Source organism: Streptomyces axinellae, assembly GCF_039532135.1.
In the GTDB taxonomy this organism is placed as follows: domain Bacteria; phylum Actinomycetota; class Actinomycetes; order Streptomycetales; family Streptomycetaceae; genus Streptomyces; species Streptomyces axinellae.
In genome coordinates this window covers 109,794-134,593 of sequence record NZ_BAAARJ010000007.1, presented here as the reverse complement: position 1 = coordinate 134,593, position 24,800 = coordinate 109,794, and the positions used below count along the sequence as shown (strand labels likewise).

The window sequence follows — 24,800 nt, the reverse complement described above, 5'->3', positions numbered from 1 at the left end:
ACGCCAGTTCAGGTCGGCACATGCGGACTCAGGCGCCCGCAAACCCCCATTCGCATCGCTCCCACCGGTACACTGGGGGACTACCGCACCGTTGCGGGACATGTCGAACGACGCAGCCGCTCCGCATTGCCCTGGAGACGGCCTGTGCTGTGCCAGAAAGGGCGCTTCGTGGCCGATTCCGGCGATCTCAACGAGAACGACAAGACACCTTCCCAGGCCGAGGGCCAGGCGGTGCCCCCAGCAGACGGCGAAGGCGCCGTGCCCACGTCTTCGGGAGCCGCGGCCCCGGGGGCCGCGGCTGCGGCGGGCGGACCCGTGGAGCCGTCGTACGACGCGAGCGCGATCACGGTCCTGGAGGGTCTGGACGCGGTCCGTAAGCGGCCGGGCATGTACATCGGTTCGACCGGTGAACGTGGCCTTCATCACCTCGTGCAGGAGGTGGTCGACAACTCCGTCGATGAGGCCATGGCCGGGCACGCGGACTCGATCGAGGTGACGCTGCTGGCCGACGGCGGCGTGCGTGTGACCGACAACGGCCGCGGTATCCCGGTGGGCATCGTGCCGTCCGAGCAGAAGCCGGCGGTCGAGGTCGTGATGACGGTGCTGCACGCGGGCGGCAAGTTCGGGGGCGGCGGTTACGCGGTCTCCGGCGGTCTGCACGGTGTGGGTGTGTCCGTGGTGAACGCGCTGTCGCAGAAGGTCGCGGTCGAGGTCAGGACGGACGGCTACCGCTGGACGCAGGACTACAAGCTGGGTACGCCCACGGCGCCGCTGGCCCGCAACGAGGCCACCGACGAGACCGGTACGACGGTGACGTTCTGGGCCGACGGGGACATTTTCGAGACCACCGACTACTCCTTCGAGACGCTCGCCCGGCGCTTCCAGGAGATGGCGTTCCTCAACAAGGGCCTGGCCATCGCGCTGACCGACGAGCGCGAGGGGCATGTGGACGAGGAGGGCCGGCCGAACTCGGTCCAGTACCACTACGAGGGCGGTATCTCCGACTTCGTCCGGTACCTCAACTCCCGCAAGGGTGAGCTGGTCCACCCCACGGTGATCGACTTCGAGGTGGAGGACACCGAGCGGCTGCTCTCGGTCGAGGTCGCCATGCAGTGGAACACCCAGTACAGCGAGGGTGTCTACTCCTTCGCGAACACGATCCACACGCATGAGGGCGGCACCCACGAAGAGGGCTTCCGGGCCGCGATGACGGGGCTGATCAACCGCTACGCGCGCGACAAGAAGCTGCTGCGCGAGAAGGACGACAACCTCACGGGCGAGGACATCCGCGAGGGTCTGACCGCGATCATCTCCGTCAAGCTGGGCGAGCCCCAGTTCGAGGGGCAGACGAAGACGAAGCTCGGCAACACCGAGGCGAAGACCTTCGTCCAGAAGGTCGTCCACGAGCACCTGACGGACTGGCTCGACCGCAACCCGAACGAGGCGGCCGACATCATCCGCAAGGGGATCCAGGCGGCCACCGCGCGCGTCGCGGCGCGCAAGGCGCGCGATCTGACCCGGCGCAAGGGGCTGCTGGAGACGGCGTCGCTGCCGGGCAAGCTCTCGGACTGCCAGTCCAACGACCCGGTCAAGTGCGAGATCTTCATCGTGGAGGGCGACTCGGCGGGCGGCTCGGCAAAGTCCGGCCGGGACCCGGAGTACCAGGCCATCTTGCCGATCCGCGGCAAGATCCTGAACGTGGAGAAGGCCAGGATCGACAAGGTCCTGCAGAACGCCGAGGTCCAAGCGCTGATCTCGGCGTTCGGCACGGGTGTGCACGAGGACTTCGACATCGGGAAGCTCCGCTACCACAAGATCATCTTGATGGCGGACGCCGACGTGGACGGCCAGCACATCAACACCCTGCTGCTCACCCTGCTCTTCCGGTTCATGCGACCGCTGGTCGAGGCCGGGCACGTCTTCTTGTCGCAGCCCCCGCTCTACAAGATCAAGTGGAGCCGGGACGAGTACCAGTACGCCTACTCCGACCCCGAGCGCGACAGCCTCATCCAGCTCGGCCGCGAGCAGGGCAAGCGCATCAAGGACGACTCGGTGCAGCGCTTCAAGGGTCTGGGCGAGATGAACGCCGACGAACTGCGCGTGACCACGATGGACATCGAGCACCGGGTGCTGCGTCAGGTGACGCTGGATGACGCGGCGGCGGCCGACGACCTGTTCTCCATCCTGATGGGCGAGGACGTGGAGGCGCGGCGCTCGTTCATCCAGCGGAACGCCAAGGACGTCCGGTTCCTCGACATCTGACGTCGTCGGCCCGCCCGAGAAGCGCCGCACACACAGAAGGACTTGATCTTTAGCCATGGCCGACGAGACCCCCACCACACCTGACGGGCCCACGCCCGAGAACGCCCCGGCGCCCGACAGCGCGCTGGTGGACACCGAAGCCGGCGCGCGCGTGGAGCCGGTGAGCCTTGAGACGGAGATGCAGCGCTCGTATCTCGACTACGCGATGAGCGTGATCGTGAGCCGTGCGCTGCCCGACATCCGCGACGGCCTCAAGCCGGTGCACCGCCGGGTGCTGTACGCGATGTACGACGGCGGCTACCGCCCCGAGAAGGGCTTCTACAAGTGCGCCCGCGTCGTCGGCGACGTCATGGGCACCTACCACCCGCACGGCGACTCCTCGATCTACGACGCGCTGGTGCGGCTGGCCCAGCACTGGTCGATGCGGATGCCGCTGGTGGACAGCAACGGCAACTTCGGCTCCCCGGGCAACGACCCGGCCGCGGCCATGCGGTACACCGAGTGCAAGATGGACCCGCTCTCGATGGAGATGCTCCGGGACATCGACGAGGACACCGTCGATTTCCAGGACAACTACGACGGCCGCAACCAGGAGCCGACGGTCCTGCCGGCCCGCTTCCCGAACCTGCTGATCAACGGCTCGGCGGGCATCGCGGTCGGCATGGCGACCAACATCCCCCCGCACAACCTGCGCGAGGTCGCCGCCGGTGCCCAGTGGTATCTGGACCACCCCGAGGCTTCGAACGAGGAGCTGCTGGACGCGCTCATCGAGCGGATCAAGGGCCCCGACTTCCCCAGCGGCGCGCTGGTGGTGGGCCGCAAGGGCATCGAGGAGGCGTACCGCACCGGGCGCGGCTCGATCACGATGCGCGCGGTCGTCGAGGTCGAGGAGATCCAGGGCCGCCAGTGCCTGGTGGTCACCGAGCTGCCCTACCAGGTCAACCCGGACAACCTCGCGCTGAAGATCGCCGACCTGGTCAAGGACGGCCGCGTCGGCGGGATCGCCGACGTGCGCGACGAGACCTCCTCGCGCACCGGACAGCGCCTGGTGATCGTTCTGAAGCGGGACGCGGTCGCCAAGGTCGTCCTCAACAACCTCTACAAGCACACCGACCTCCAGACCAACTTCGGCGCCAACATGCTGGCCCTGGTCGAGGGCGTGCCGCGCACCCTGTCGCTCGACGCCTTCATCCGGCACTGGGTCGCCCACCAGATCGACGTCATCGTGCGCCGCACCCGCTACCGGCTGCGCAAGGCCGAGGAGCGCGCCCACATCCTGCGCGGCCTGCTCAAGGCGCTGGACGCGATCGACGAGGTCATCGCACTGATCCGGCGCAGCCAGACCGTCGAGGAGGCCCGCGAGGGCCTGATGGGGCTGCTGACGATCGACGAGATCCAGGCGAACGCGATCCTGGAGATGCAGCTGCGCCGCCTGGCGGCACTGGAGCGGCAGAAGATCACCGCCGAGCACGACGAACTCCAGCGCAAGATCGACGAGTACAACGCGATCCTGGCCTCCCCGCAGCGGCAGCGGGAGATCATCGGCGAGGAACTGGGCAACATCGTCGAGAAGTTCGGCGACGACCGGCGCTCCAAGCTGATCCCCTTCGAGGGCGACATGTCCATGGAGGACCTGATCGCCGAGGAGGACATCGTCGTCACCATCACGCGTGGCGGCTACGTCAAGCGCACCAAGACCGACGACTACCGGGCCCAAAAGCGTGGCGGGAAGGGGGTGCGCGGGACGAAACTGAAGGAGGACGACATCGTCGATCACTTCTTCGTCTCCACCACCCACCACTGGCTGCTCTTCTTCACCAACAAGGGCCGCGTCTACCGGGCCAAGGCGTACGAACTGCCGGACGCGGGCCGGGACGCGCGCGGCCAGCACGTGGCCAACCTGCTGGCCTTCCAGCCGGACGAGGAGATCGCCGAGATCCTGGCGATCCGCGACTACGAGGCGGCCCCGTACCTGGTGCTGGCCACCAAGTCCGGACTGGTCAAGAAGACCCCGCTGAAGGACTACGACTCCCCGCGCTCGGGCGGCGTCATCGCGATCAACCTGCGCGAGATGGACGACGGCCGCGACGACGAACTGATCGGCGCCGAACTGGTCTCGGGCGAGGACGATCTGCTCCTGGTGAGCAAGAAGGCGCAGTCGATCCGCTTCACCGCGACCGACGAGGCGCTGCGCCCGATGGGCCGGGCCACCTCGGGTGTGAAGGGCATGAGTTTCCGCTCCGAGGACGAACTGCTCTCGATGAATGTCGTGCGGGCGGGTACGTTCTTGTTCACGGCCACCGATGGCGGTTACGCGAAGCGGACGAACATGGACGAGTACCGCGTCCAGGGCCGTGGCGGACTCGGTATCAAGGCCGCGAAGATCGTGGAGGACCGGGGGTCACTGGTCGGCGCGCTCGTGGTGGAGGAGACGGATGAGATTCTCGCCATCACGCTCGGCGGCGGTGTGATCCGTACGCGGGTCAACGAGGTCAGGGAGACGGGCCGTGACACCATGGGCGTCCAACTGATCAACCTGGGCAAGAAGGACGCGGTTGTCGGTGTCGCTCGTAACGCCGAGGCCGGTCGTGAGGCCGAGGAAGTGGAGGCCGCGGTGGACTCCGTCGATGACGGGGAACCGCAGACCCCCGACCACGACGACTAGGACGACTAGGAGCAGGGCGTGAGTGGTGCCAAGCCTCAGCCGCAGGCGAAGCGGAAGGCGCAGCCACCGTCCCCACCATCCCAGCCTCAGCCCGAGCAGCAGCCGCACCGGCCGCCGCAGGCGTACCCGGCCCCGAAGCCGGAGACCGGCGGCGGGGCCCGGACCGGGACCCGCGGGCCCCGGTCCGGCGGGTCCGGATCCGAGGAGCCCAGCGGGTCCGGTGGATCCGCTGGACCCGGTGGTGGCGGGAGCGGCGAGGGATCAGGGAAGGACGCGGTTCGCAAGCCGCGTACGGGCGCGCGGACGATCCCGCGCACCCGCAAGGCGCGGCTGCGGGTGGCGAAGGCCGACCCGTGGTCGGTGATGAAGGTCAGCTTCCTGCTGGCGGTGGCACTTGGCGTGTGCACGGTGGTGGCAGTCTCCGTGCTGTGGATGGTCATGGACGCGATGGGCGTCTTCTCCACCCTCGGCGGCACGGTCAGCGAGGCGACCAGCGCGGAGGGCAGCGGCGGCTTCGACCTGGAGTCGTTCCTCTCGCTGCCGCGGGTGCTGCTGTTCACCTCCCTGATCGCGGTCATCAACGTCGTCCTCGCGACGGCGCTGGCCACGCTCGGCTCCTTCATCTACAACCTGTCGGCCGGCTTCGTCGGCGGCGTCGAGCTGACGCTGGCGGAGGACGAGTGACCGGGCCCGCGGCCCCCCGCTGACCGCGCCTCCGGGCCGGTGGAGGCCCGCACGGAACCGATTTGGGGCACGGCCTGAAGTGCGCTAATCTTTCCGTGCAGCGCGCGGCTATAGCTCAGACGGTTAGAGCGCTTCCCTGATAAGGAAGAGGCCCCAGGTTCAAGTCCTGGTAGCCGCACCAGCACGGAGGCCCCGGCTTTTGAAGCCGGGGCCTTCGGCGTGTGCGGGGCTGTCAGTGTGTCCCCTTCGAAGCGAAGTCCCGTTACGCGGGCAGGCGGCCTTGATCACCCGGGCGGTGGTGGTCCTTGGGAGACCGACGTCTCATGAACCCTCTTCCGCGCCGACCCGTATGCACAGGAAGCGCAACGTGTGTCCCGAGGTATACGCCAAGGAGGGGTCAGCATGACATCAGAGCCGGGGAGCAGGGGTAGCAACGGTGACTTCGTACGCAGGGAGTCACAGCAATTCGTACCGCCGGCAAACCCCTACAGCGACTACAGTCAAGCCGTTTATACCGAGGACGTTCATCTCCCGGACCTCGCCGCCCCGCCCACCCAAGCCCACCCCGCTCAACGGGACCCCGTCGCACGGAATTCCGCCGACGACGGGGCACAGGCGCAACTCGGCCTTGGGGAACAGCTCCCCCCTTACCAGAGCAGGGAATCTTACGGGGCCGGCCATCCCCAGCCCAGCGCTGCCCCCGCGCCGCCTGCCCCGCTCCCGCCGCCGCGCCAGCTGTCCGATATCGAGGGCCCAGCCCCCCGGTATCTCCCATTCCGTACCCAGACCGCCGGGAACTCCCCGCATTCGGCTCAGCCGTCCTTTTCCACCACACACGGCATCTTGGGAAGGGGGTTCACCGCAAGCCCTCATGGGAGCCCTGGGCCGTCCACTCCTGCCTCAGAACAGGGAAATCCCCTCGGCGGATCGGCCGGCAAGAACCAGCCCCCTGGTTATTCCAGCGCCACTTCCGGCCCGGTTTCGAGCTATCCGAGCAGCGCTTGGAGCAGCCAAAGCAGCCAGAACAGTTGGCATACGGCGCGTACCCATCAGCCGGGCTCCGGCTCCAGTTCTCCGTCCCAAGGTGCGCAAAAAGGGCCTTCTCGGTGAGTAAGCCGCTTGCTCGGGGTTCTCGTACCGTCCGCCGTGTGTGCGGAGATCGGAGATCGCGGGCTCTCGCGGCGGCGGCCGGGGAGGTCGGGGCGCCGGGGCGGTTCGCGGGGGTGATTTCGGCGCGTTCGGGCGTGTTCGGGCCGCCCCGGCTGTTGACAGGGGCCGTTGGGTATCATCGGGCCCCATAGAGGTCCCAATGTCTAAGAAGGACGAGGTAGCGCGGTGAAGAAGCTTTTCCTGGTCGCATTGGCCGCCATCGGCGGCCTCCTCGTGTACCGCCAGATCCAGGCGGACCGCGCCGAGCAGGATCTGTGGACGGAGGCGACCGACTCCGTGCCCGCGGGTTCGGGTGTGTGAAGCTCAGCGAACAGCGAACGTGAGGCCCTGACCGCCCGGAGCGGTCGGGGCCTTCGTCTGTTCCCCGGTAGTCTTCCGCCTCGTTCCGCCTGGTACGACGGGCTTCTGCCGTCCCTCGTGCCCTCCTCCACCGTGCCGCCCGTTGCTGTACCGTGACAGCTTCCCCTCTTGATGATTGCTTGCGCAAAGTAATACCGTGCGTGTGCAACGCCTGCTCGCGCAGTTGCTGAGGCCATCGGCCCAAGGGGGAACAAGGACATGCGATCACTACGACGAGGCTGCCTGGCGGGGGTGTTGGCGGGAGGCGTGGCGCTGGCCGCCTTCGCCGGTCCGCTCGCCGGTCCGCCCGCGGTGGCGGCGCCGCACACCGCGCGGACCGGAACGGCCACGGGAACGGAAGCGGCGAGCCGGGTGGCCGTTGCCTCCGGGAAGAGCGCGGCGGCGGCGAACCGCGGCGGCGCGCTGGAGATGGTGCTGGACTCCTCCGGGTCCATGGCGGAGGAGGACGGTTCGGGCACGTCCCGTATCGCCTCGGCGCGTCAGGCCGTCGGCACCCTCGTCGAGAGCCTGCCCGACGAGTTCCCCACCGGGCTGCGGGTCTATGGCGCCGACAAGGCCAAGAGCTGCACCGACACCCGGCTCGCGCAGCCCGTCGAACCGCTGGACCGGGCCGGCATCAAGAAGGCTGTCGCCGGTGCCGAGCCCAAGGGCGACACCCCCATCGGATACTCGCTCGAAAAGGCGGCGGCCGACCTGCCCGAGCCGTCGCGCGGCGCGCCCGGCCGCCGCACGATCGTGCTGATCTCCGACGGCGAGGACAACTGCGGGGCGCCCGAGCCCTGCGACGTGGCCAAGAGCCTGGCCGAGGACGGCATCGGCCTGCGGATCGACGCCATCGGCTTCCAGGTGAGAGGCGCGGCCCGCAAGCAGCTGCGGTGCGTCGCCGAGGCGGGCCACGGCACGTACTACGACGCACCCGAGGCCGAGGACCTGGCGCGCGAACTGGAGCGCGCCGGGCGGCTGTCGGCCGAGGGCTACCGGCTCAAGGGCACGCGGGTGACCGGAACCTCCTCCTCCGGCGACGCGCCCGCGCTGAAGGCCCCCGGGCCCCCCGGGCAGTATCTGGACACCATCGGAGCCGGTGAATCGCGCTGGTACGCGGCCCAGTTGGACGGCGACTCCGCCGTCGATCTCGCGGCCACCGGGGTGCCGGCCCCCGGCTCCCGGATCGGCCGCCTGGACGGGCTGCGGCTGACGATGCGCGCTGCCGACGGCAGCGTGTGCGGGAGCGACCGCGCCTCCTTCCGGCAGGACGAGGGTGCCGTTCCGGTCACCACCGCCGTCAGCCGGATCCCCCGAGAGGGCCGTTCGGGCGGCCGTTCGGGCGGCTGCGACAAGGCGGGGCGGTTCACCTTCGCACTGGAGCGGGAGTCCGGCGACGGCGCCGACCGGGCCCGCTGGCCCGTCGAACTGCGGCTCGGCGCGGAGCAGCCGCTCCCCTCGGACACCACCCCGGCCCGCGCCGAGACCTCCTACGGCGCCGCGGGCGAGGACGCCGCGCTGCCGGCCGGTGCCCCGGAGGACATCCGGGGCGGCACCGGCTTCAACGACGCGAAGAAGCTCGGTACCGGCGTGTGGCGCGACACCTTGCTGCCCGCGCAGACCCGCTGGTACCGGGTGCCGATCGGCTGGCACCAGCAGCTGCGCTATGACGTGGAGTTCGCCAACGAGCCCAAGCGGAACGGGGGCGCCATCCCGTCCTCGTACGTGTGGACGACGGCCTTCGCGCCGGGCCGCCTGCCGCTCAAGGACAGCGCGGAGTTCACCCCGCGCAGGCTCTACCGGGGTGAACCGGTGAAGGTCTCGCAGGGTACGGTGCCGGTCTCCTGGAACAACCGTGCGGAATCCAGCGGTTCCGTCCAGCCCGTACGGCGCGACGGCACCTACTACCTGGCGGTCACACTGGGTGCCGGTGCCGCTCGGATCGCGGACAACGCTGCGGTACGTGTCGTCCTGCGCGTCGGCGTCAAGGGCAGGGCGCGGACGGGGCCCGGGCACGATGCGCCGCTCGCCGCGGCGGGGCGTGCCGGCGCCGGGGGAAGCGAGGCCGACGAGCGTGGTACGGCGGACGGCGCGGCTGCCGGTCAGGACGGCTCGGGGCCGCATCCGGCGCTGCTGGCGGGCGGTGGCGCCGTCGCCGTCCTGCTGAGCGCCGGAGGCATCTGGTACGGCCTGCGACGGCGTGGCAGGGTCCGGGGCACGAACGGGATGAGGGGTGGGACGTGGTGAGTCGGCACACGCGGCGCGGGCGCGAAAGCGAACGGCGGCACGAGCGGGAGCAGTACGGGGACGAGCCGTGCCGGAACGAGACGTACGGGGAGCGAGGGCATCGGGAACACTCCAGCCGCGCCGGGGTCCGCCGCGCCGGGGTCGCCCCTACGGGAGCCCGCCGTACCGGAGCCCGCCGTACCGGAGTCGGCCGGTCCGGAGCCGTCGTCACCGTGCTGGGCGCGCTCGCCGTGCTCTCCCCGGCTCCCGAGGCCGCCGCGCTGGCCAAGCCGAAGCCGTACGAGATCTCCGCGGACGCCAAGAAGACGGCGGGCACCTCCAGCAGTGCCGACGCGCCGCAGATCGAGCCCGGTCTCTTCCGTGACCGGATCGGGGCGGGCCAGGAGAAGTATTACGCCGTCAACCTGGACGCGAAGTCCTCCGCGCACGTCACCGCGACCGCGATACCGGCACCGGGCACCAAGGTCACCTTCCGGGACGGGCTCACGCTGACGCTCCAGAGCACCAACGGCGACTCCTGCGGCAGTTCGGACGTCAGCGGCAGTGGCGACACCGCCTACCCGATCACGGTGCAGGCCAGCCGGCTCATCGGTGACCAGGCTGCCGAGAGCTGCCGGGAGAAGGGCCCCTACCTCGTCCGTCTGGAGCGCAAAGCGGGCGGTGCCAGCACCGGATCCTGGCCGGTGGAGCTGTCGCTCAAGCGGGAGCCGGGCCTCAAGGGCAGTATCCCCGCCCCCGTTCCGGGGACCGAGGACGAGACCGACGACAACAACGCGCGCCCCGCCCCACCCTCCGGAACGGCGGAGTCCGCCAAGGGCGGCAGCGGCTTCAACGACGCGCGCGCCCTGGACAGCGGCGTATGGAAGGATCGCCTCCGGCCCGGCGAGACCCGCTACTACCGGGTGCCGGTGGACTGGGGCCAGCGGCTGTACGCGCGCACGGAGATCCCCAACTCCCAGGCGGCGGACGGCGCCAGCGGCCGGTTCATCGCCAACGGCTTCCGGATGAACCTCTACAACCCGGCCCGGGGCGCCCTCTACAACGAGGATTTCCAAAGCTATGACGGCGACGGCGCCAAGTTCGACCGCTACACCAACCCGGTGCGCTACGAGAACCGCTTCGCTGCCGACGCTTCCGCCACCCGCTTCGCGGGCTGGTACTACATCGCCGTGACCGCCGGTACGGACATGGCCCAGCCGTTCCCGGAGGGCACGCCCGTCACCTTGCGCGTGGCCGTCAAGGGCAAGGCGAAGAAGGGGCCCGCGTACGACGGCGACGCCGTCGCCGCCGGGTTCGGGGTCAGCGACGAGGACCGCGAAATGGCCGCGGAGGGCCTCACGGCGGCCGAGGTCCAGCACAACAACACGCTGCGCACGATCGGCTACACCGGTATCGGCGCCGGGGCCGCGCTCATCCTCGTCCTGGCGGCCTGGACGCTCCTGGCCCGCCGCCGGGCGGCAACGGCCGCTGCCCCGCCCGCGACCGGCCCGCTGGCCGCGACCGGCCCGTGGCCACCCCACCAGTCCCCGCAGCCCACCGAATCCATGCGGCCCACCCAGCCCGCTCAGCCCGCCCAGCCCACGCCGTCCACCCGGCCGTACTCGCCTCAGCAGTACGGCGGCCCCGGAGAGTACGGGCGCCCGCCGCAGGGCTGACGGCGGCGGACGGCCATCGGGGGGAGGGCGTACGGCAGTTGGCCGTACGCCCTCCCCACGTCAGGACATCGAGGAGAGCGCCACCACTCCGGCCACCACGCACAGCACCGCGACCACCAGCAGGGGCACGGCGATCTTCAGCGGGGGCCCCGGCCTGCGTACGGGTGCGGGCGCGGATGCGGGTGCGGGCGCGCCCAGCGCCGCGGCCTGTCCCCCGGGCGGCCCGGCGGGCCCCGGGAACGGCTCTGTGGAGGCCGGGGCGGGCGGATACGGCTGGAACGGGCCCGGGAAGCCGGAGTGGGCCGGTGCCGGTGCCGTTGCCGGGGCTGGAGTGGGCGCCGGGGGCATCTGGGCTGCCGGGGCTGCCGGGGCTGCTGTCTCCGTCACCTGCCGGGGAGGCGGGAGATGGAAGCTGCCGGTCGTCGAGGACGACGCCACCTCCGTCCCGGCTCCCGCACCAGCACGCTCATCGGCCCCCGCACCAACCCCCGTACCAGCGCCCCCGCCCGTGCCCGCTCCCCCACCCGGCCCCGAAGAGCCGGTGGTCTGCCGTGCGGCGACGGGCCCGTCCGGGCCGAACCCCTCGGGCAGCGGCCCGAGATGGTCGAAGACCTCGACCACATCCTGCTCCGGCCGCTCCCCTCGCCCCGCCGCCGCCCCCTCGCCGAGCATCTCGGCCGCGCTCGCCAGGGCCTTGCGCGCGCCGGTCGCCGTACGGAACCGGGCCTGCGGATCGGGCTGCAACAGCTGCCCGAGCACCTGCCACAGCGGCTCGGGCACGCCTTCGGGCGCCGATGGCACCCCGTGCTCGTACTGCTCCAGCAACGCGTGGGAGTCCGGCTTCGTGCCCGTCAGCAGGTAGAGCGCGACCAGGCCGACCGCGTACAGGTCCGAGGGGAAGTCGGCCTCGGCGTTGAGCATCTGCTCCGGGGCGAAGTAACCCGGGGTGCCGACAACGTAGTTGGTCTCGGTGAGGCGGGGCTCGCCCTTGCGCATGGAGATGCCGAAGTCCGACAGCCGCAGATGCGGGCGTCCGGTTCCGGTGGGCTCCAGCAGGATGTTGGCGGGTTTGATGTCCCGGTGGATCACGTCCTCGGCGTGCACGGCGGACAGCCCCGAGAGCAGTTGGTCGAGCAAGGTGCACACGAATGAGGGCGGCAACGGGCCGTAGTCACCGATGAGATGGGCCAGCGAGCCACCGCTGACCAGGTCCATGGTGAAGAGCACCTTGTCGTCGTCGGCCGCCCAGCTGGCCGGCGCGAGCACATGCGGATGGTCGATGCGGAGGGCCTGTTCGCGGACGAAGCGCAGCAGGGTGTACGCGTCGCTCTGCAGGAGCACCTTGGCGGCGACGTAGCGCCGGCGCCGCTGGTCCCAGGCACGCCAGACCATGCCGACCCCGCCCCGGCCGATCGGGTCGATCAGCTCGTACCGGCCGGCGAAAATCTCTCCCATGGCGCTGTGCCTGCCCCCTGTTCCGGTTTCTGCTCCGGTTCTCGTTCCGGTTCTCGTGCCCGTGCGTGCTTGCGCTTGTACGTGCTCGTGCTCGTGCTCGTGCTCGTGCGTGCTTGCGCTCGCGCGCTCGTGGGTTCTCGTTCGGGCCTCGCTCCGGCAGCCCGGTGATCAGCTCTGGTGTGCTTCGTAGTGCTTCACCGCGTCGGAGGTGCGGCCCGCGCCATAGACCCGGAGGAACTCTGCCAGCTCGGGGTGGGAGGGGGCGAGGGCGTTGGACGCCTCGATGATGTCGGCGGCGTCCGAGACCGAGCGCAGCAGAGCCTGAATCTCGCGCACCACGCGCTTGACGGGGGTCTGGGAGGCGCCGGAGGAGGCGGTCTGCGAGGTGGCGTTGAGCACGCTGCCCCCGGCGGTACGGCGGATCTCGTCCATCCGCCCGGTCGCGTCGCCCGCGCTGATGTCGCCCCGCGCCACCTCGGCGGCCAGCTCCTGGAGGGCCTGCACCCGCTGGACGACGGCCGGATTCCCGATCTTTGCGCGCTGCCCGCTCATGAGCTGCGAAAGCATAGGGGCGGACAGTCCGAGCACGGTGGCAAGCCGTGCCTGGTTGAGGCCCAGATCCTCGATCAGACGCCGGAAGAGACTCCCCAACGGCTCGCCGTACCACTGACTCTGGAGTTCTCGCGCTTTCGCGGTCGCTTCCTGTGCTGCTGCGTCCATATCGACTCCCCGGGCTCCCCTGCGTCACTTCGCTCGCGCGAACTTGCGGTGCATCCTACGGAGGGTGACAGGTGCGGGGCGATACCCGGTCGGAATTAGCCCGGGGGAGCCGGTACCCTGGTGCGCGAAGGGGCCATAGCTCAGTTGGTAGAGCGCTGTCTTTGCATGGCAGATGTCAGGGGTTCGACTCCCCTTGGCTCCACCGAAGCAAGCCCTCTGATCTGCGGAGACGTGGATCAGAGGGCTTTTTCCTTGCCCGCTGGCGGGCGTTCCGGCCGCTCAGCCCGGTCACGGCCGTGCGCCTGGGTACGAGTCGGCGCGGCCGTGCGTCAGGTATGCGTCAGGTGTGCGAGCCGTCGCTGCCGGGCCGGGGGATGACCGCCTCCTCCGTGGGGCGGCCTGATCGGCTGCTCGCCGCGGGCTGCCCGTATCCGGCCACCGAAACCGTTCAGCACTCTTCGTGTCGGCCCCGCTCCCGCCATAGGTGCCGCGAAGGTCGCGGAGGTGATCCCTGCCGCCGCGAGCTGTGCACCACACATCCGTAATTCACAAGCGGACACCTGTTCAACGCGTTCATCGCGCCCGCCACCCGGATTCCTGGACCGTCCAACTCCCCAGTGCTGTGCTGGAATTCCGGCGCTGACGACCCGACGACCCGGCGCCCGCCCGTTGAGATGCGTCCGCCCGTTGATGTGCGCCGACGGTCCCGCCCGCGTCCGGAACCGCGGTACGGCGTCCGGAACCACGGTACGGCTGAGCCGGGCCGGGGCCGAAAAAGGAACGGAATGGGAGATGACTGGCAATACCGGAAAGACCTCGAACGGTGGAAGCGAGCCGCTGAGTGCGCAGCCGAGTGCGCAGCGAAGTGGGCAGCGGAGTGCGCCGTCACGTGAGCAGCCGGGCGGGCAGCCCCGGTGGAACCCCCAGCGGCCCTCGGGGATGCCGCACTGGCGTTATGCCCGCGCGGCAGCGAAAGGGCCGGAAGAGGGGGAGGCGGGGAAGTCCGAGGCGGAGGCGGGGAAGTCCGAGGGGGCCGGGGCAGGGGAAGGGGCGGCCGGGCGCCGGTGACCGGGCCGGGAAGTCGAGCGGGGCACCGCGGTGGCCTCGGCGGAACTGGCCGTGCTGTCCGGTGCCGACCGGATCGAGGGCACGCTGTTCGGCAACGGCGAGCGCACCGGGAACGTGTGCCTGGCCACCCTGGCCCTGAACCTGTTCACCCGCGGCGTCGATCCCCAACTCGATTTCTCCGACATCGACGCGGTCCGCCGCACGGTCGAGCGGTGCAACCAGCTGCCGGTGCACGCCCGCCACCCCTACGCCGGTGACCTCGTCCACACCGCGTTCTCCGGCACCCATCAGGACGCGATCGGCAAGGGCCTCAAGGCACTGGAGGAACGGGCCCGCGGCGTCGGCCGGGTCCCGTCCGAACTGCCTTGGCGGGTGCCCTACTTGCCCATCGACCCCAAGGACATCAGCCGGACCTACGAGTCCGTGATCCGCGTCAACAGCCAGTCCGGCAAGGGCGGCGTCGCGCACGTCCTCAAGAGTCACCACGGGCTCGACCTGCCGCGCGGCCCGAGCGTGGAGTTCGCCCGCCGGGTCCAGAAGGCCACCGACGAGAGCGGGGCCGAACTCACCGCCCACCGCGTGTGGGAGATCTTCGCCGAGACCTGTCTCGAACCGGCACCGTGGCTGGAGCTGAAGGAACTCCACGACCAGCGGGACGGAGACGGCCAGCACGACGAAGACGATCACCGGGGCGAAGCCGAAGCGGAGACCGCGGTGTGCGCGACCTTGGCCGCCACCTCCGAGGGGCCCGCCACCTCCGGTCGCGGCGGCCAGGGCGGCAGCCGCGAGGAGCACCTCACCGGGGGTGGGGCCCGAGCTGTGCCGAAGCCGTCCTCGCCGCCCTCGAACGGGGCGGGCACCCCACCGAGCTCGACGACCTCAGCCGGCACCCGGTCGGGGACGGCCACGGTGCGGACACCGCCGCGTACGCCCACCTCACCGCGCACGGGGTCACCGCCTACGGGGTCACCGCCTACGGGGTCGGCATCCACGCCGACCCCGGCACCGCCACGGCCGCCGCCGTCCTCAACGCCGTCAACCGCACCCGTCTCGCCGACTCCGCCGACTCGGCTGACTCCGCCGACTCGGCCGACTCCGGCGGCCCGGCCAAGGAGCAGCCCTGACGGGGTGCGTACGAATGTTCGGGAGCCGGGCGAGGTCGGGGTGAGGAGGCCACTCGCGGCCCACTCGCAGCCCACTCATACGCCGCTCTCCGCGAGGAGGGATTTCGATCAACTCGCAAGCGAAACGGACTACTTCCACTCGATCGGGTGACACTGAAGGGGTGGCGCGGCGCCACCCCGGAGGGCGCTGCCTATGCTGACGGGTCGATTTCCGGACTCCCAACGGCCACTGGTTCCGGACTCCCAACGGTCACAAGGTCATACGTCATGGCATCGATGGCACCGCACACGGACGAGAGCCGTTCACTCTCCTCTACGGCCGGATCGGCGGGACCCGACGAGGGCCCCGCCGGCGCCGTGCTGGCCCGGCTCACCCGCGGGCGCACGGTGCTGGAACTGCACGGCGAGATCGACCTGGCCGTGGTGCTGGCGACGACGCCGCAGCTGTACACGCTCACCGCCTCGCCCAGGCCCCGGCTGGTCGCCGACCTGCGGCCGGTCACCTTCATCGACTGCAGCGGGCTGGCCATGCTCGTCGATGTCCGCTCCCGTGTGCTGGCCGGCGGCGGCAGTTTCACCATGGTGTGCGCCGACCCCAGAGTGCTGCGGCTGCTGCGGATCACGGGTCTGACCTCGCTGCTCGCGCCGGTCGCGGAACCGGAGGAGGACGATGAAGCCCTGGCGGGTCCGGAGCATCCCGAAGGGTCGGAAACAGCCGCAACGAAAGCGGCCGGCCCGGATCCGGGCTGGCCACACAGGGACGGCCCGGATCCGGGCCGGCCGAACGCGGAAGGTCCGGGTACCGATGGTCCGGGTGCCGATGGTCCGGGTACCGAAGGTCCGGGCACGGAAAACAAGGGCCAGGGCACTGTGGAGGGGCGGGAGACATGAGTCTCCCGCCCCTTCACTTTTTGTGCCTGCCGTTCCTGCCGGGCCGCCGCCCGCGCGCTACTTCTTGCGCCGCTCCTCGGTCTCCGCGTCCTCCTGCTTGGCCTGGACCTCGGGGTCGAGGTTCGCGTCCTGGCCCCCTCCGGCCTCCTCGGGCGAGCCGTTCACCGACGTCAGCGGCGTAGTACGGTCACCGACCTCGGTGGCGGCCGGGGGCTCGACGAGCCAGTCGGGGTTCGCCTGCCGGTCCCACCAGCGCCACGCCGCGTAGGCACCCCCGGCCAGCAGACCGACGAGGCCCGCGCGGACGACGAGCCGCCCGGCCCGGGAGCGCCGACGGCGGCGCCGGGTGATCTTCTCGATCTCCTTGACGGTCACCTGGCCGCGCAGTGCCGCGACGGCGGCGGCGCCCCGCTGGGCGGCCTCCTCCCGTGCCGGTCCCGCGGCGGCGCGTGCGTCCGTCACGGCGGTCTCGATGCGTGGGCCCGCGTAGTCGGCCGCCCTGTGAGCGGCCTTGCGGGCCCGCTCGGCGGCGCGGGCCGCGGCCTTGTCGACCTCGGGCGGCAGCGACTCACGGGCCTGTGCGACGCGGGGGCCGACGTACTGCTCGTAGCCCTCGCGCGCCGAGTGGCGGGCCTGCTCGGCGGCGAGTGAGACCTTGGGCCCCAGCCGCGCCCCCGCCTCCTGTGCGTAGCGGGCGGCGGCGTCCTTGGCATGTCCCGCGTGGGGCGCCATCACCTCCGCGGCGTGACGCACGCTCTCCTTGGCGGTGCCGGTGGCGGCGCGCACGCTTTTCTTGGCGGTCACGGGTTCCTCCTCCTCGGTGGCTCATGACTCGGGGCGTGTCTCTGCGGACTCTCTGCGAACAGATTCGTGAACAGATGACAGAAGTCGTTTTCCACCCGTTTTGAAGATCATGCACGGGAGTGCTGAACCCGGCATGCCACGGGCGGGCATCCGGGTCAATACGGGGCGCACCCCCTCCTCGGCGTCCGTGGGAGGATCGGGGTAGTCCCTGCAGACAGATGGAAGGTAGATCGTGGCCGAGCAGCTCTACGCCACCCTGAAGACCAACCAAGGCGACATCGAGGTACAGCTCTTCCCCAACCACGCGCCGAAGACGGTCAAGAACTTCGTCGAGCTCGCCGAGGGCTCCCGCGAGTGGACCCACCCCGCGACCGGTGAGAAGTCCACGGCCAAGCTGTACGACGGCACCGTCTTCCACCGGGTGATCAGCGGTTTCATGGCCCAGGGCGGCGACCCGCTGGGCAACGGCACCGGCGGTCCCGGATACGAGTTCGAGGACGAGATCCACCCGGACCTCGCCTTCACCAAGCCCTACCTGCTGGCCATGGCCAACGCCGGTCCGGGTACCAACGGCTCCCAGTTCTTCATCACGCTGGCGCCCACCACCTGGCTGACCGGCAAGCACACCATCTTCGGTGAGGTCACCACGGAGGCGGGCAAGAAGGTCGTCGATGCCATCGGCGGCACCGCGACCAATCCGCGCACCGACCGTCCGCTGGAGGACGTCACGATCGAGTCGGTCGTCATCGAGCGCCGCTGAGCGCAGCTGGGAACCCCGCCGCCCCGCCTGTCCGTAGAACGAGGACAGGCGGGGCGGTGTGTGCTGGAGACGAGGGTACGAGGAGACGGGGCGATGGAAGCGAACGGACAGCCCGAGGACCGGGCGGAGCAGCGGGGGCCCGCGTTCTGCTACCGGCATCCGGGCCGGGAGACGGGCATTTCCTGTGCCCGCTGCGAGCGTCCGGTGTGCACCGACTGCATGATCCCGGCCTCCGTCGGCTTCCAGTGCCCCGAGTGCGTCAAGACCGGCTCGGGGACCGGACACGCGCCGGGCGCCAATCAGCCGAGGACGATAGCGGGCGGCAGCCTGGCATCCGACCCCCGGCTGGTCACCAAGGTGCTGCTGGGTATCAATGTGGCCGTCTTCCTCGCGGTGCTCGCGGCCGGCAACCGGCTGCTGGATCAGCTGCTGCTGTTCGGCCAGGCCGTCACCCAGCCCTACGGCCCCCTGGAGGGCGTCGCCGAGGGGCAGTGGTACCGCCTGCTCACCTCGATGTTCCTGCACCAGGAGATCTGGCACATCGCGATGAACATGCTCGGGCTGTGGTTCCTGGGCCCGCCGCTGGAGCAGGCGCTGGGCCGGGTGCGCTTCCTGGGGCTGTATCTGCTCTCCGGGCTCGGCGGCGGCGCCATCACCTATCTGCTGGCCGCGCCCCAGCAGGCGTCGCTGGGCGCCTCGGGTGCGATCTTCGGCCTCTTCGGCGCCACGGCGGTGCTGATGCGCCGGCTGCGCTACGACATGCGGCCGATCCTGATCCTGCTGGCGATCAACCTGGTCTTCACCTTCACGTGGAAGAGCATCGCCTGGGAGGCCCACATCGGCGGGCTCGTCACGGGCATACTGCTGGCCTTCGCACTGGTGCACGCGCCGCGGGAGCACCGGAAGCTTGTGCAGTACGGGGCGTTCGCCGTGCTGCTGGCGGCCGTGGTGCTGATTCTGGCGCTGCGTACGCTCCAGCTCACCTGACGGCGGTCGCCCGACCGGTGGACAGAGCGGCCCCGGACCTGCTGGAAGCGGGCTCTCCGGTGAGTTGTCCACAGCATGTACGGGATCTTGTGCATGGAGTGGTCCGCCCGTCCCGGCAATCGCTCAAGCGTGCGTTTCCCTTGGGATTACGGGGGTGACCAGGGCTCTCTTCGGCGGAACCCCGGTCACATCGGTGTCAACGTCCGGAAAGTTATCCACAGATCTTGTGAGTTTTCCAAGGCTGTGGATCAGCCTGTGGATAACTTGCTACTTCCATTGAGTGGAGACCACGAACCCGGTCGCGATGAAGCCGAAGCCCACCACGATGTTCCAGTTGCCCAGAGCATCGAGGGGCAGGGAGCCGTCTGTGACATAGAACACGACGATCCAGGCGAGCCCGATGCCGAACATGGCCAGCATCAGCGGTGCCACCCAACGGCGGCCACCACCGCTCCTGAGATCGATGCTGGTGGCCTTCTTCTCCGGCGGGGGCGTGAAGTCCGCTTTCTTCCGGATCCGTGACTTCGGCACGAGAGACTCTCCTGTCGATGCGCTGCTGACCGCCGTACGGCCCACGGGGGCGGTGGTCCGTTAGCGTAGTGCTTCCCCAGGGCGGAGGGAGACAAGGGTACGGTGACGAGATCGCTCATCCGGCCTGCCCGGCTGGCCGCAATCGGGGTTTTCGCCCTGGCGGGACTCATCTTCTGGGTCAGCTTCAACACAGCGCAAGGGACGAACATCCGCAGCGACGATTCGATGCTGCGCCTCTCGGACCTCATCCAGGACCGCAGCCGGGACAACGCCCAGCTCGACAGCTCGGCCGCGGCCCTGCGCCGCCAGATCGACGCCCTCGCCCAGCGGGACGACGGCAGCACGGCGGCCCAGAAGCGCAGGCTCGGTTCGCTGGAGAAGCACGCGGGCCTCAAGAAGGTCTCCGGTGACGGCCTCGCCGTCACCCTCGACGACGCACCGACCAACGCGACCGCCAAGGTGCCGGGCCTGCCCGACCCCGAGCCCAACGACCTGGTCATCCACCAGCAGGACCTCCAGGCCGTCGTCAACGCCCTGTGGAAGGGCGGAGCCAAGGGCATCAAGGTCATGGACCAGCGGCTGATCTCCACCAGCGCCGTGCGCTGCGTCGGCAACACCCTGATCCTCCAGGGCCGGGTCTACTCCCCGCCCTACACCGTCACCGCCGTCGGCGACCGGGGCAAGCTGCGCACCGCCCTCGACAAGGCCCCCGCGATCCGCAACTACCTGGAATACGTGGACGCTTACGGGCTCGGCTGGAAAGTCGAGGAGAAGAACGCGGTGACTCTTCCCGGATACTCCGGCACAGTGGATCTCCGGCAGGCCAAGCCCGTGGAGTGACCGCGGGGCGAGCGCGGGCAGGCCCCGGGGCGAGCGAGTCGGCGAGCGTCGGAAGTGAGTGACGGCGGTGGCGTTACGGACGGTCGTAAGAAGCTTCAGCGAACTGTGCATCACGGTCGGCGTCCTGATCGTGCTGTTCGTCGTCCACCTCCTCTACTGGACGGGACTGCGCGCCGACAGCGCCGCCGACGGTGAGATCGAGCGCCTCCACCACCAGTGGGCCGACAGCCCCGCGGCAGGCGGCACCCGGGGAGACGGCGACGGGGCGGACGGGGGAGGCGGAACGGGCTCCTCCGGCGCGGACGGCCAGGACGGGGGCGGGGCGGGCTCCCGCGCCGCCCGGCAGGGGGCCGGGGCACCCGGCGCCTACCGGGACGGCCGCTCCTTCGCCGTGATGTACATCCCGCGCCTGGGCCGCGACTGGTCCAAGCCCGTACTCCAGGACACCGGGGTCCGGACCCTGCGCAAGGGCCTGGGGCACTACACGCACAGCGCGCGGCTGGGCCAGAAGGGCAACTTCGCCGTCGCGGGCCACCGCCGCACCTACGGCGACCCCTTCAAGGACTTCCCCCGGCTGCGGCCCGGCGATCCCGTGGTCGTCACCGACGGCACCACCTGGTACACGTACACCATCACCAAGCGGCCCTACCGCACGGTGCCCGGCGACACCGGAGTGCTCAACTCCGTTCCCGCGCCGCTCGACAAGGCCGCGACCCCCTTCGACAGACCCGGCCGTTACCTCACTCTTACGACCTGTGATCCAGAGTGGGGCAGCAGCCACCGGCTCATCGCGTGGGCCCGCCTGGACGCGACCCGGCCGGCTGCTGAAGGGAAGCCGGACGCGCTCACCCGCTGACGCCGTACTCTGGGGTGGGCCGTGGGCCTGAACGGCAGGCGTGCCCGGTGGGGCGCGCGGGAGGAGAGAGAGGACGGCATCGCGGGATGTACGGCTGGATCTGGCGTCATCTGCCGGGCAACGGGTATGTGCGCGCACTGATTTCGCTGGTGCTTGTCGCCGGAGTCGTCTTTCTGCTCTTCCAGTACGTCTTCCCCTGGGCGGAGCCGATGCTTCCGTTCAACGACGTGACCGTTGACGGCGCGGCCGGGACGACGGGGGCGACCGGAGCGAGCGGCGCGGCCCTTTCCGGCGCGGGAGGCGCGGTATGAGCGCACGCGTGCTGGTGGTCGACAACTACGACAGTTTCGTCTTCAACCTCGTCCAGTACCTCTACCAGCTCGGCGCCGAGTGCGAGGTGGTGCGCAACGACGAGGTCGCACCAGGGCACGCCGGGGCGGGCTTCGACGGCGTGCTCCTCTCCCCCGGGCCCGGGGCGCCCGAACAGGCCGGGGTGTGCCTGGAGATGGTGCGGCACTGCGCGGAGAGCGGCATTCCGGTCTTCGGCGTCTGCCTGGGCATGCAGTCGATGGCCGTCGCCTACGGCGGCGTCGTCGAGCGCGCCCCCGAACTGCTGCACGGCAAGACCTCCGCGGTCTCCCACGAGGGCGCGGGGGTCTTCGCCGGATTGCCCTCCCCTTTCACCGCGACGCGCTACCACTCGCTGGCCGTACGCCCCGACACCGTGCCCGACGAGTTGGAGGTCACCGCCTGGACCGCCCCCGCCGGCGCCTCCGTGGACGGCGGCAAGCTGGTGATGGGGCTGCGCCACCGCGAACTGCCCGTCGAGGGAGTCCAGTTCCACCCCGAATCGGTGCTGACCGAAGGGGGTCACCGGATGCTGGCCAACTGGCTGGTGCGGTGCGGCGACACGGGCGCCGTCGAGCGCGCGGCACGGCTGGAGGCAGGCGCGCCGCGAGCCGGTCTGGGGACGGTAGCCGGGTGACCACCGGCTACGGGGACGGTGCCGAGCGCGGCGCGGACGCACCTCGGACGGAGTCCGGGGGAGGGCAGGAGGACCCGGACTACGACCCTTACCGCGCCGCCGTTGACGCGCTCCACGACCCGCTGACCGACCCCCTGCCGGGCCAGCGCGCGCCCGCCTCCCCGGCTGCCTCCCCGTCCGCTCCCGCGCCCGCCGCGCCCGCTCCGGCATCGTCCCCAGCGCCCGCTCCCGCGCCCACGCCCGTTTCCGCGCCCCCTCCCGCCTCCGCCGCCGCAGCCGCTTCCACGGCCCAGGGAGAGCCGGTGCCGGGTGCGAGTCCGGCTCCGGCTCCGGATCCCGACGCGGATGCCGACCGACCGTTCTGGGCGCAAGAGGCCGCGCAGGAGGCGCCGTTCTGGGCCCACGAGGCCGCGCAGCCCCGCTCCGCCCAGCCCCACGCGGCGGCGCCGTACGCGGCAAGCGGGTACGAGACCCGGGCGTACGAGAGCCCGACGTACGAGGGCTCGCCGTACGGCTCGCACGAGGCGACGGCCCCGGGCGCCCCGGCATCCGCGTCCTTCGGAGCACCGGCCTACGAGCGGCGGGCCCCACAGCAGCCCCAGCCCCAACAGCAGGCGCAGGCACACCAGGAGCAGGCGCAGCAGGATCGCGGGACCGTCGGGCTGCGGCGACCCCGGGAGACGGAGCTGGCACGCCGGGCGGTCTCCCGTACAGCCGCGGCCCCGCCGGCGCCGCCCGGCCGCGCGCTCCCCGAACGGCTTCCGGGGCCCACCCGGCTGGAGGCCCGCAGGGCGGCGCGGGCGCTGCGCCCCGGGCCGGGGATCATCGCGAGTCGCGCCATCGGTGAGGTCTTCATCACGTGCGGCGTGCTGATGCTGCTCTTCGTCGCCTACCAGCTGTGGTGGACGAACGTACGGGCGAACCAGCAGGCGGGCGGGGCCACTCACGACCTCCAGGAGCAGTGGGGCGACAAGAAGCCCAAGAAGAAGGGCATGGATCCCGAGCGCAAGGCGGGCGCCTTCAAACCGGGCCAGGGCTTCGCCATCATCCACATACCGAAGATCGACGTCACCGCGCCCATCGCCGAGGGCGTCTCCAAGAGCGCGGTGCTGGACAAGGGCATGGTCGGGCATTACTACAAGAAGCCGCTGAAGACCGCGATGCCCTGGGAAAAAGAGGGCAACTTCGCCCTCGCGGGCCACCGCAACACCCACGGCGAGCCGTTCCGGTACATCAACAAGCTGGCGCCCGGCGACATGGTCGTGGTGGAGACCCAGTCGAAGTTCTACACGTACAAGGTCACCCGTCAGCTGCCCTCCACCTCGCCGTCCGATACGGGGGTGATCGACCGGGTTCCGCCCAAGTCCGGCTTCACGAAGCCGGGCCGCTACGTCACGCTGACCACGTGCACGCCGGAATTCACCTCGAAATACCGTCTGATCGTCTGGGGCAAAATGGTCGACGAGCGCCCCCGCAGCAAGGGGAAGCCGGACGCGCTCATCGAGTGAACCACCGGCAGGCGGGTGGCAGGAGAAAAGCGGCGGAGGTTGGGGGTACCACCCGGCCGAAGGCTGGGAGGAATGGGTGACGAAGAGCGAGCGGCAGGCCGCCCGGGGGGCGGTCCGGCGGGGCGCCGGGGACGAGGAAGAGACCCCGGGCGGGAAACCGGAGGAAGCGCCCGGGAGCGGCAACGACATCTCCGAGAGCGGAAGTCGGTCCGGAAAGGCCGACGGCGCCGCGGGTGCGGACGACGGCGCCACCGGCAAGGGCGATGACGTCGCGGGCAAGAGCGAAGACGCCCCCGACGACGGCAACGACGCCTCCGAGCAGGGCGCGGGCTCCGCGGGCCCAAGTGGCGGGAGCGGCGCGATACCCGCTGCCTCCGGGAAGCCGGAGCCGAAGCCGGAGCCGGAGCCGGAGTCCCCTCGGGGGCGGGGTGCTGTCGCCACCGGCGTCGGGATCTTCGGCGAGGTGCTGATCACCGCGGGCCTGGTGCTCGCGCTGTTCGTCGTCTACTCGCTGTGGTGGACGAACGTCCTCGCCGACCGGCAGTCCAAGCGTCAGAGCGACCAGATGCGCGAGCACTGGGCCGCCGGCCGGGGGCCGGGGGATCTGAACACGAAGGACGGCATCGGCTTCCTGCACGTTCCGTCGATGTCGTCGCGGGACATCCTGGTCAAGAAGGGGACCAACCCCAAGGAGCTGAACCAGGGCATCGCGGGGTACTACACGAAGCCGGTCAAATCCGGGCTCCCGCAGGACCAGTCGGGCAATTTCGCGCTCGCCGCACACCGTGACGGGCACGGCGCGAAGTTCCACAACATCGACAAGGTGGACAAGGGCGACGCCGTCGTCTTCGAGACCAAGAACACCTGGTTCGTCTACAAGATCTATGCCACCTTGCCGCAGACCTCGAAGTACAACACGGATGTGCTGGACGCGGTGCCCAAGGAGTCGGGCAAGAAGAAGAGCGGGCGCTACATCACACTGACGACCTGCACCCCGGTCTACACCTCGCGCTATCGCTACGTGGTGTGGGGCGAGCTGGTGCGCACCGAGGACGTCGATGACAAGCGCACCCCGCCCCCGGAACTCCGGTAGTTCTCGCGGGCGTTGCGGCCGTGCTGGGGCAGTCACTCAGCCACGGGATCTTCAGCCACGAAGGTCCGTGGCCACGAAGGTCCTCGGCCCACGAAACCATGAAGGGGGTCCTCACCTGCGGTGAGGACCCCCTTCAGCCGTGTTCAGGAGCCG

The 24,800-nt window shown here is 70.4% G+C and carries 20 protein-coding genes, 2 tRNA genes and 1 pseudogene; 19 read left to right on the top strand and 4 right to left on the bottom strand.

From position 1 onward, the window contains the following. Positions 1 to 144 precede the first annotated feature (144 nt). The 7 genes from gyrB to ABD339_RS12455 all read left to right on the top strand — a co-directional run bounded on the left by gyrB (position 145) and on the right by ABD339_RS12455 (position 11,025). Positions 145 to 2,262 carry a DNA topoisomerase (ATP-hydrolyzing) subunit B gene (gyrB, locus tag ABD339_RS12485; protein WP_344565286.1) on the top strand — a complete coding sequence of 706 codons (2,118 nt, stop codon included), beginning with the start codon at positions 145 to 147 and terminating at the stop codon, positions 2,260 to 2,262. Positions 2,263 to 2,317: 55 nt separating this feature from the next. Further along, the gene (gene gyrA, locus ABD339_RS12480) at positions 2,318 to 4,927 is read left to right on the top strand and encodes a DNA gyrase subunit A (RefSeq protein WP_344565284.1); all 2,610 of its coding nucleotides are present in this window, start codon (positions 2,318 to 2,320) and stop codon (positions 4,925 to 4,927) included. A gap of 18 nt (positions 4,928 to 4,945) precedes the next feature. Beyond that, on the top strand, positions 4,946 to 5,611 hold the full coding sequence (locus ABD339_RS12475; RefSeq protein ID WP_344565282.1) for a DUF3566 domain-containing protein: 666 nt from the start codon (positions 4,946 to 4,948) through the stop codon (positions 5,609 to 5,611). A 104-nt stretch (positions 5,612 to 5,715) separates the two neighbouring features. Then, positions 5,716 to 5,792, top strand: a tRNA-Ile gene (locus ABD339_RS12470). Between the two features lie 1,154 nt (positions 5,793 to 6,946). Further along, complete coding sequence (locus ABD339_RS12465; protein ID WP_019356762.1) at positions 6,947 to 7,081, top strand: DLW-39 family protein; 135 nt, start codon at positions 6,947 to 6,949, stop codon at positions 7,079 to 7,081. A 258-nt stretch (positions 7,082 to 7,339) separates the two neighbouring features. Then, positions 7,340 to 9,370 (top strand): vWA domain-containing protein, encoded by a 2,031-nt coding sequence (locus ABD339_RS12460; protein ID WP_344565280.1) that lies wholly within the window; start codon positions 7,340 to 7,342, stop codon positions 9,368 to 9,370. Further along, on the top strand, positions 9,367 to 11,025 hold the full coding sequence (locus ABD339_RS12455) for a hypothetical protein (protein WP_344565278.1): 1,659 nt from the start codon (positions 9,367 to 9,369) through the stop codon (positions 11,023 to 11,025). The genes ABD339_RS12460 and ABD339_RS12455 overlap by 4 nt, the downstream gene beginning before the upstream one ends. A gap of 60 nt (positions 11,026 to 11,085) precedes the next feature. On the opposite strand, the gene ABD339_RS12450 is transcribed toward ABD339_RS12455, so the two are convergent. Then, complete coding sequence (locus ABD339_RS12450; RefSeq protein ID WP_344565276.1) at positions 11,086 to 12,480, bottom strand: serine/threonine protein kinase; 1,395 nt, start codon at positions 12,478 to 12,480, stop codon at positions 11,086 to 11,088. 168 nt (positions 12,481 to 12,648) lie between these two features. Then, entirely contained in the window at positions 12,649 to 13,200 is a 552-nt protein-coding gene (locus ABD339_RS12445; RefSeq protein WP_344565274.1) for a helix-turn-helix domain-containing protein, read from the bottom strand. Positions 13,201 to 13,329: 129 nt separating this feature from the next. Between ABD339_RS12445 and ABD339_RS12440 the strand changes: the two genes are divergently transcribed. The 4 genes and pseudogenes from ABD339_RS12440 (at position 13,330) to ABD339_RS12430 (ending at position 16,283) form a co-directional block, all read left to right on the top strand. Then, a tRNA-Ala gene (locus ABD339_RS12440) sits at positions 13,330 to 13,402 on the top strand. Between the two features lie 896 nt (positions 13,403 to 14,298). Then, positions 14,299 to 14,685: pseudogene (locus ABD339_RS12435) on the top strand (2-isopropylmalate synthase); the annotation flags it as partial. 164 nt (positions 14,686 to 14,849) lie between these two features. Next, the gene (locus tag ABD339_RS33765) at positions 14,850 to 15,392 is read left to right on the top strand and encodes an alpha-isopropylmalate synthase regulatory domain-containing protein (protein ID WP_425575974.1); all 543 of its coding nucleotides are present in this window, start codon (positions 14,850 to 14,852) and stop codon (positions 15,390 to 15,392) included. A 267-nt stretch (positions 15,393 to 15,659) separates the two neighbouring features. Beyond that, positions 15,660 to 16,283 (top strand): STAS domain-containing protein, encoded by a 624-nt coding sequence (locus ABD339_RS12430; RefSeq protein ID WP_344565272.1) that lies wholly within the window; start codon positions 15,660 to 15,662, stop codon positions 16,281 to 16,283. Positions 16,284 to 16,340: 57 nt separating this feature from the next. Here the strand turns inward: ABD339_RS12430 and ABD339_RS12425 are convergent, their stop codons facing one another. Continuing rightward, positions 16,341 to 17,087, bottom strand: coding sequence for a DUF5324 family protein (locus ABD339_RS12425; RefSeq protein WP_344565270.1), 747 nt, complete (start codon positions 17,085 to 17,087; stop codon positions 16,341 to 16,343). A 232-nt stretch (positions 17,088 to 17,319) separates the two neighbouring features. Between ABD339_RS12425 and ABD339_RS12420 the strand changes: the two genes are divergently transcribed. Next, a complete protein-coding gene (locus ABD339_RS12420; protein WP_344565268.1) occupies positions 17,320 to 17,847 on the top strand; it encodes a peptidylprolyl isomerase in 528 nt (175 codons plus the stop codon). A gap of 93 nt (positions 17,848 to 17,940) precedes the next feature. After that, positions 17,941 to 18,834 (top strand): rhomboid family intramembrane serine protease, encoded by an 894-nt coding sequence (locus ABD339_RS12415; RefSeq protein ID WP_344565266.1) that lies wholly within the window; start codon positions 17,941 to 17,943, stop codon positions 18,832 to 18,834. A 267-nt stretch (positions 18,835 to 19,101) separates the two neighbouring features. Here ABD339_RS12415 and crgA read toward each other — a convergent pair whose 3' ends face one another. Beyond that, positions 19,102 to 19,365, bottom strand: a complete 264-nt coding sequence (gene crgA / locus ABD339_RS12410; protein WP_344565264.1) for a cell division protein CrgA — start codon at positions 19,363 to 19,365, stop codon at positions 19,102 to 19,104. Between the two features lie 102 nt (positions 19,366 to 19,467). Here crgA and ABD339_RS12405 point away from each other — a divergent pair, with 102 nt between their 5' ends. The 6 genes from ABD339_RS12405 to ABD339_RS12380 all read left to right on the top strand — a co-directional run bounded on the left by ABD339_RS12405 (position 19,468) and on the right by ABD339_RS12380 (position 24,647). Then, positions 19,468 to 20,205, top strand: coding sequence for a DUF881 domain-containing protein (locus tag ABD339_RS12405; protein ID WP_344565262.1), 738 nt, complete (start codon positions 19,468 to 19,470; stop codon positions 20,203 to 20,205). A 67-nt stretch (positions 20,206 to 20,272) separates the two neighbouring features. After that, positions 20,273 to 21,061, top strand: coding sequence for a class E sortase (locus ABD339_RS12400; RefSeq protein ID WP_344565261.1), 789 nt, complete (start codon positions 20,273 to 20,275; stop codon positions 21,059 to 21,061). Between the two features lie 86 nt (positions 21,062 to 21,147). Beyond that, positions 21,148 to 21,372: a hypothetical protein gene (locus ABD339_RS12395; protein WP_344565259.1), complete on the top strand. Its 225-nt coding sequence runs from the start codon at positions 21,148 to 21,150 to the stop codon at positions 21,370 to 21,372. Beyond that, positions 21,369 to 22,046 carry an aminodeoxychorismate/anthranilate synthase component II gene (locus tag ABD339_RS12390; protein ID WP_344565258.1) on the top strand — a complete coding sequence of 226 codons (678 nt, stop codon included), beginning with the start codon at positions 21,369 to 21,371 and terminating at the stop codon, positions 22,044 to 22,046. Before ABD339_RS12395 ends, ABD339_RS12390 begins: the two co-directional genes overlap by 4 nt. Next, positions 22,043 to 23,554: a class E sortase gene (locus ABD339_RS12385; RefSeq protein ID WP_344565257.1), complete on the top strand. Its 1,512-nt coding sequence runs from the start codon at positions 22,043 to 22,045 to the stop codon at positions 23,552 to 23,554. Before ABD339_RS12390 ends, ABD339_RS12385 begins: the two co-directional genes overlap by 4 nt. Positions 23,555 to 23,915: 361 nt before the next feature. Beyond that, positions 23,916 to 24,647 (top strand): class E sortase, encoded by a 732-nt coding sequence (locus ABD339_RS12380; RefSeq protein ID WP_344565631.1) that lies wholly within the window; start codon positions 23,916 to 23,918, stop codon positions 24,645 to 24,647. Positions 24,648 to 24,800 lie beyond the last annotated feature (153 nt).

Coding starts and splice junctions, on each gene's coding strand:
- gyrA (WP_344565284.1), top strand. CDS start 2,318: ATGGCCGACGAGACCCCCACCACACCTGACGGGCCCACGCCCGAGAAC.
- ABD339_RS12460 (WP_344565280.1), top strand. CDS start 7,340: ATGCGATCACTACGACGAGGCTGCCTGGCGGGGGTGTTGGCGGGAGGC.
- ABD339_RS12450 (WP_344565276.1), bottom strand. CDS start 12,480: ATGGGAGAGATTTTCGCCGGCCGGTACGAGCTGATCGACCCGATCGGC.
- ABD339_RS12445 (WP_344565274.1), bottom strand. CDS start 13,200: ATGGACGCAGCAGCACAGGAAGCGACCGCGAAAGCGCGAGAACTCCAG.
- ABD339_RS12430 (WP_344565272.1), top strand. CDS start 15,660: ATGGCATCGATGGCACCGCACACGGACGAGAGCCGTTCACTCTCCTCT.
- ABD339_RS12415 (WP_344565266.1), top strand. CDS start 17,941: ATGGAAGCGAACGGACAGCCCGAGGACCGGGCGGAGCAGCGGGGGCCC.
- ABD339_RS12395 (WP_344565259.1), top strand. CDS start 21,148: ATGTACGGCTGGATCTGGCGTCATCTGCCGGGCAACGGGTATGTGCGC.
- ABD339_RS12390 (WP_344565258.1), top strand. CDS start 21,369: ATGAGCGCACGCGTGCTGGTGGTCGACAACTACGACAGTTTCGTCTTC.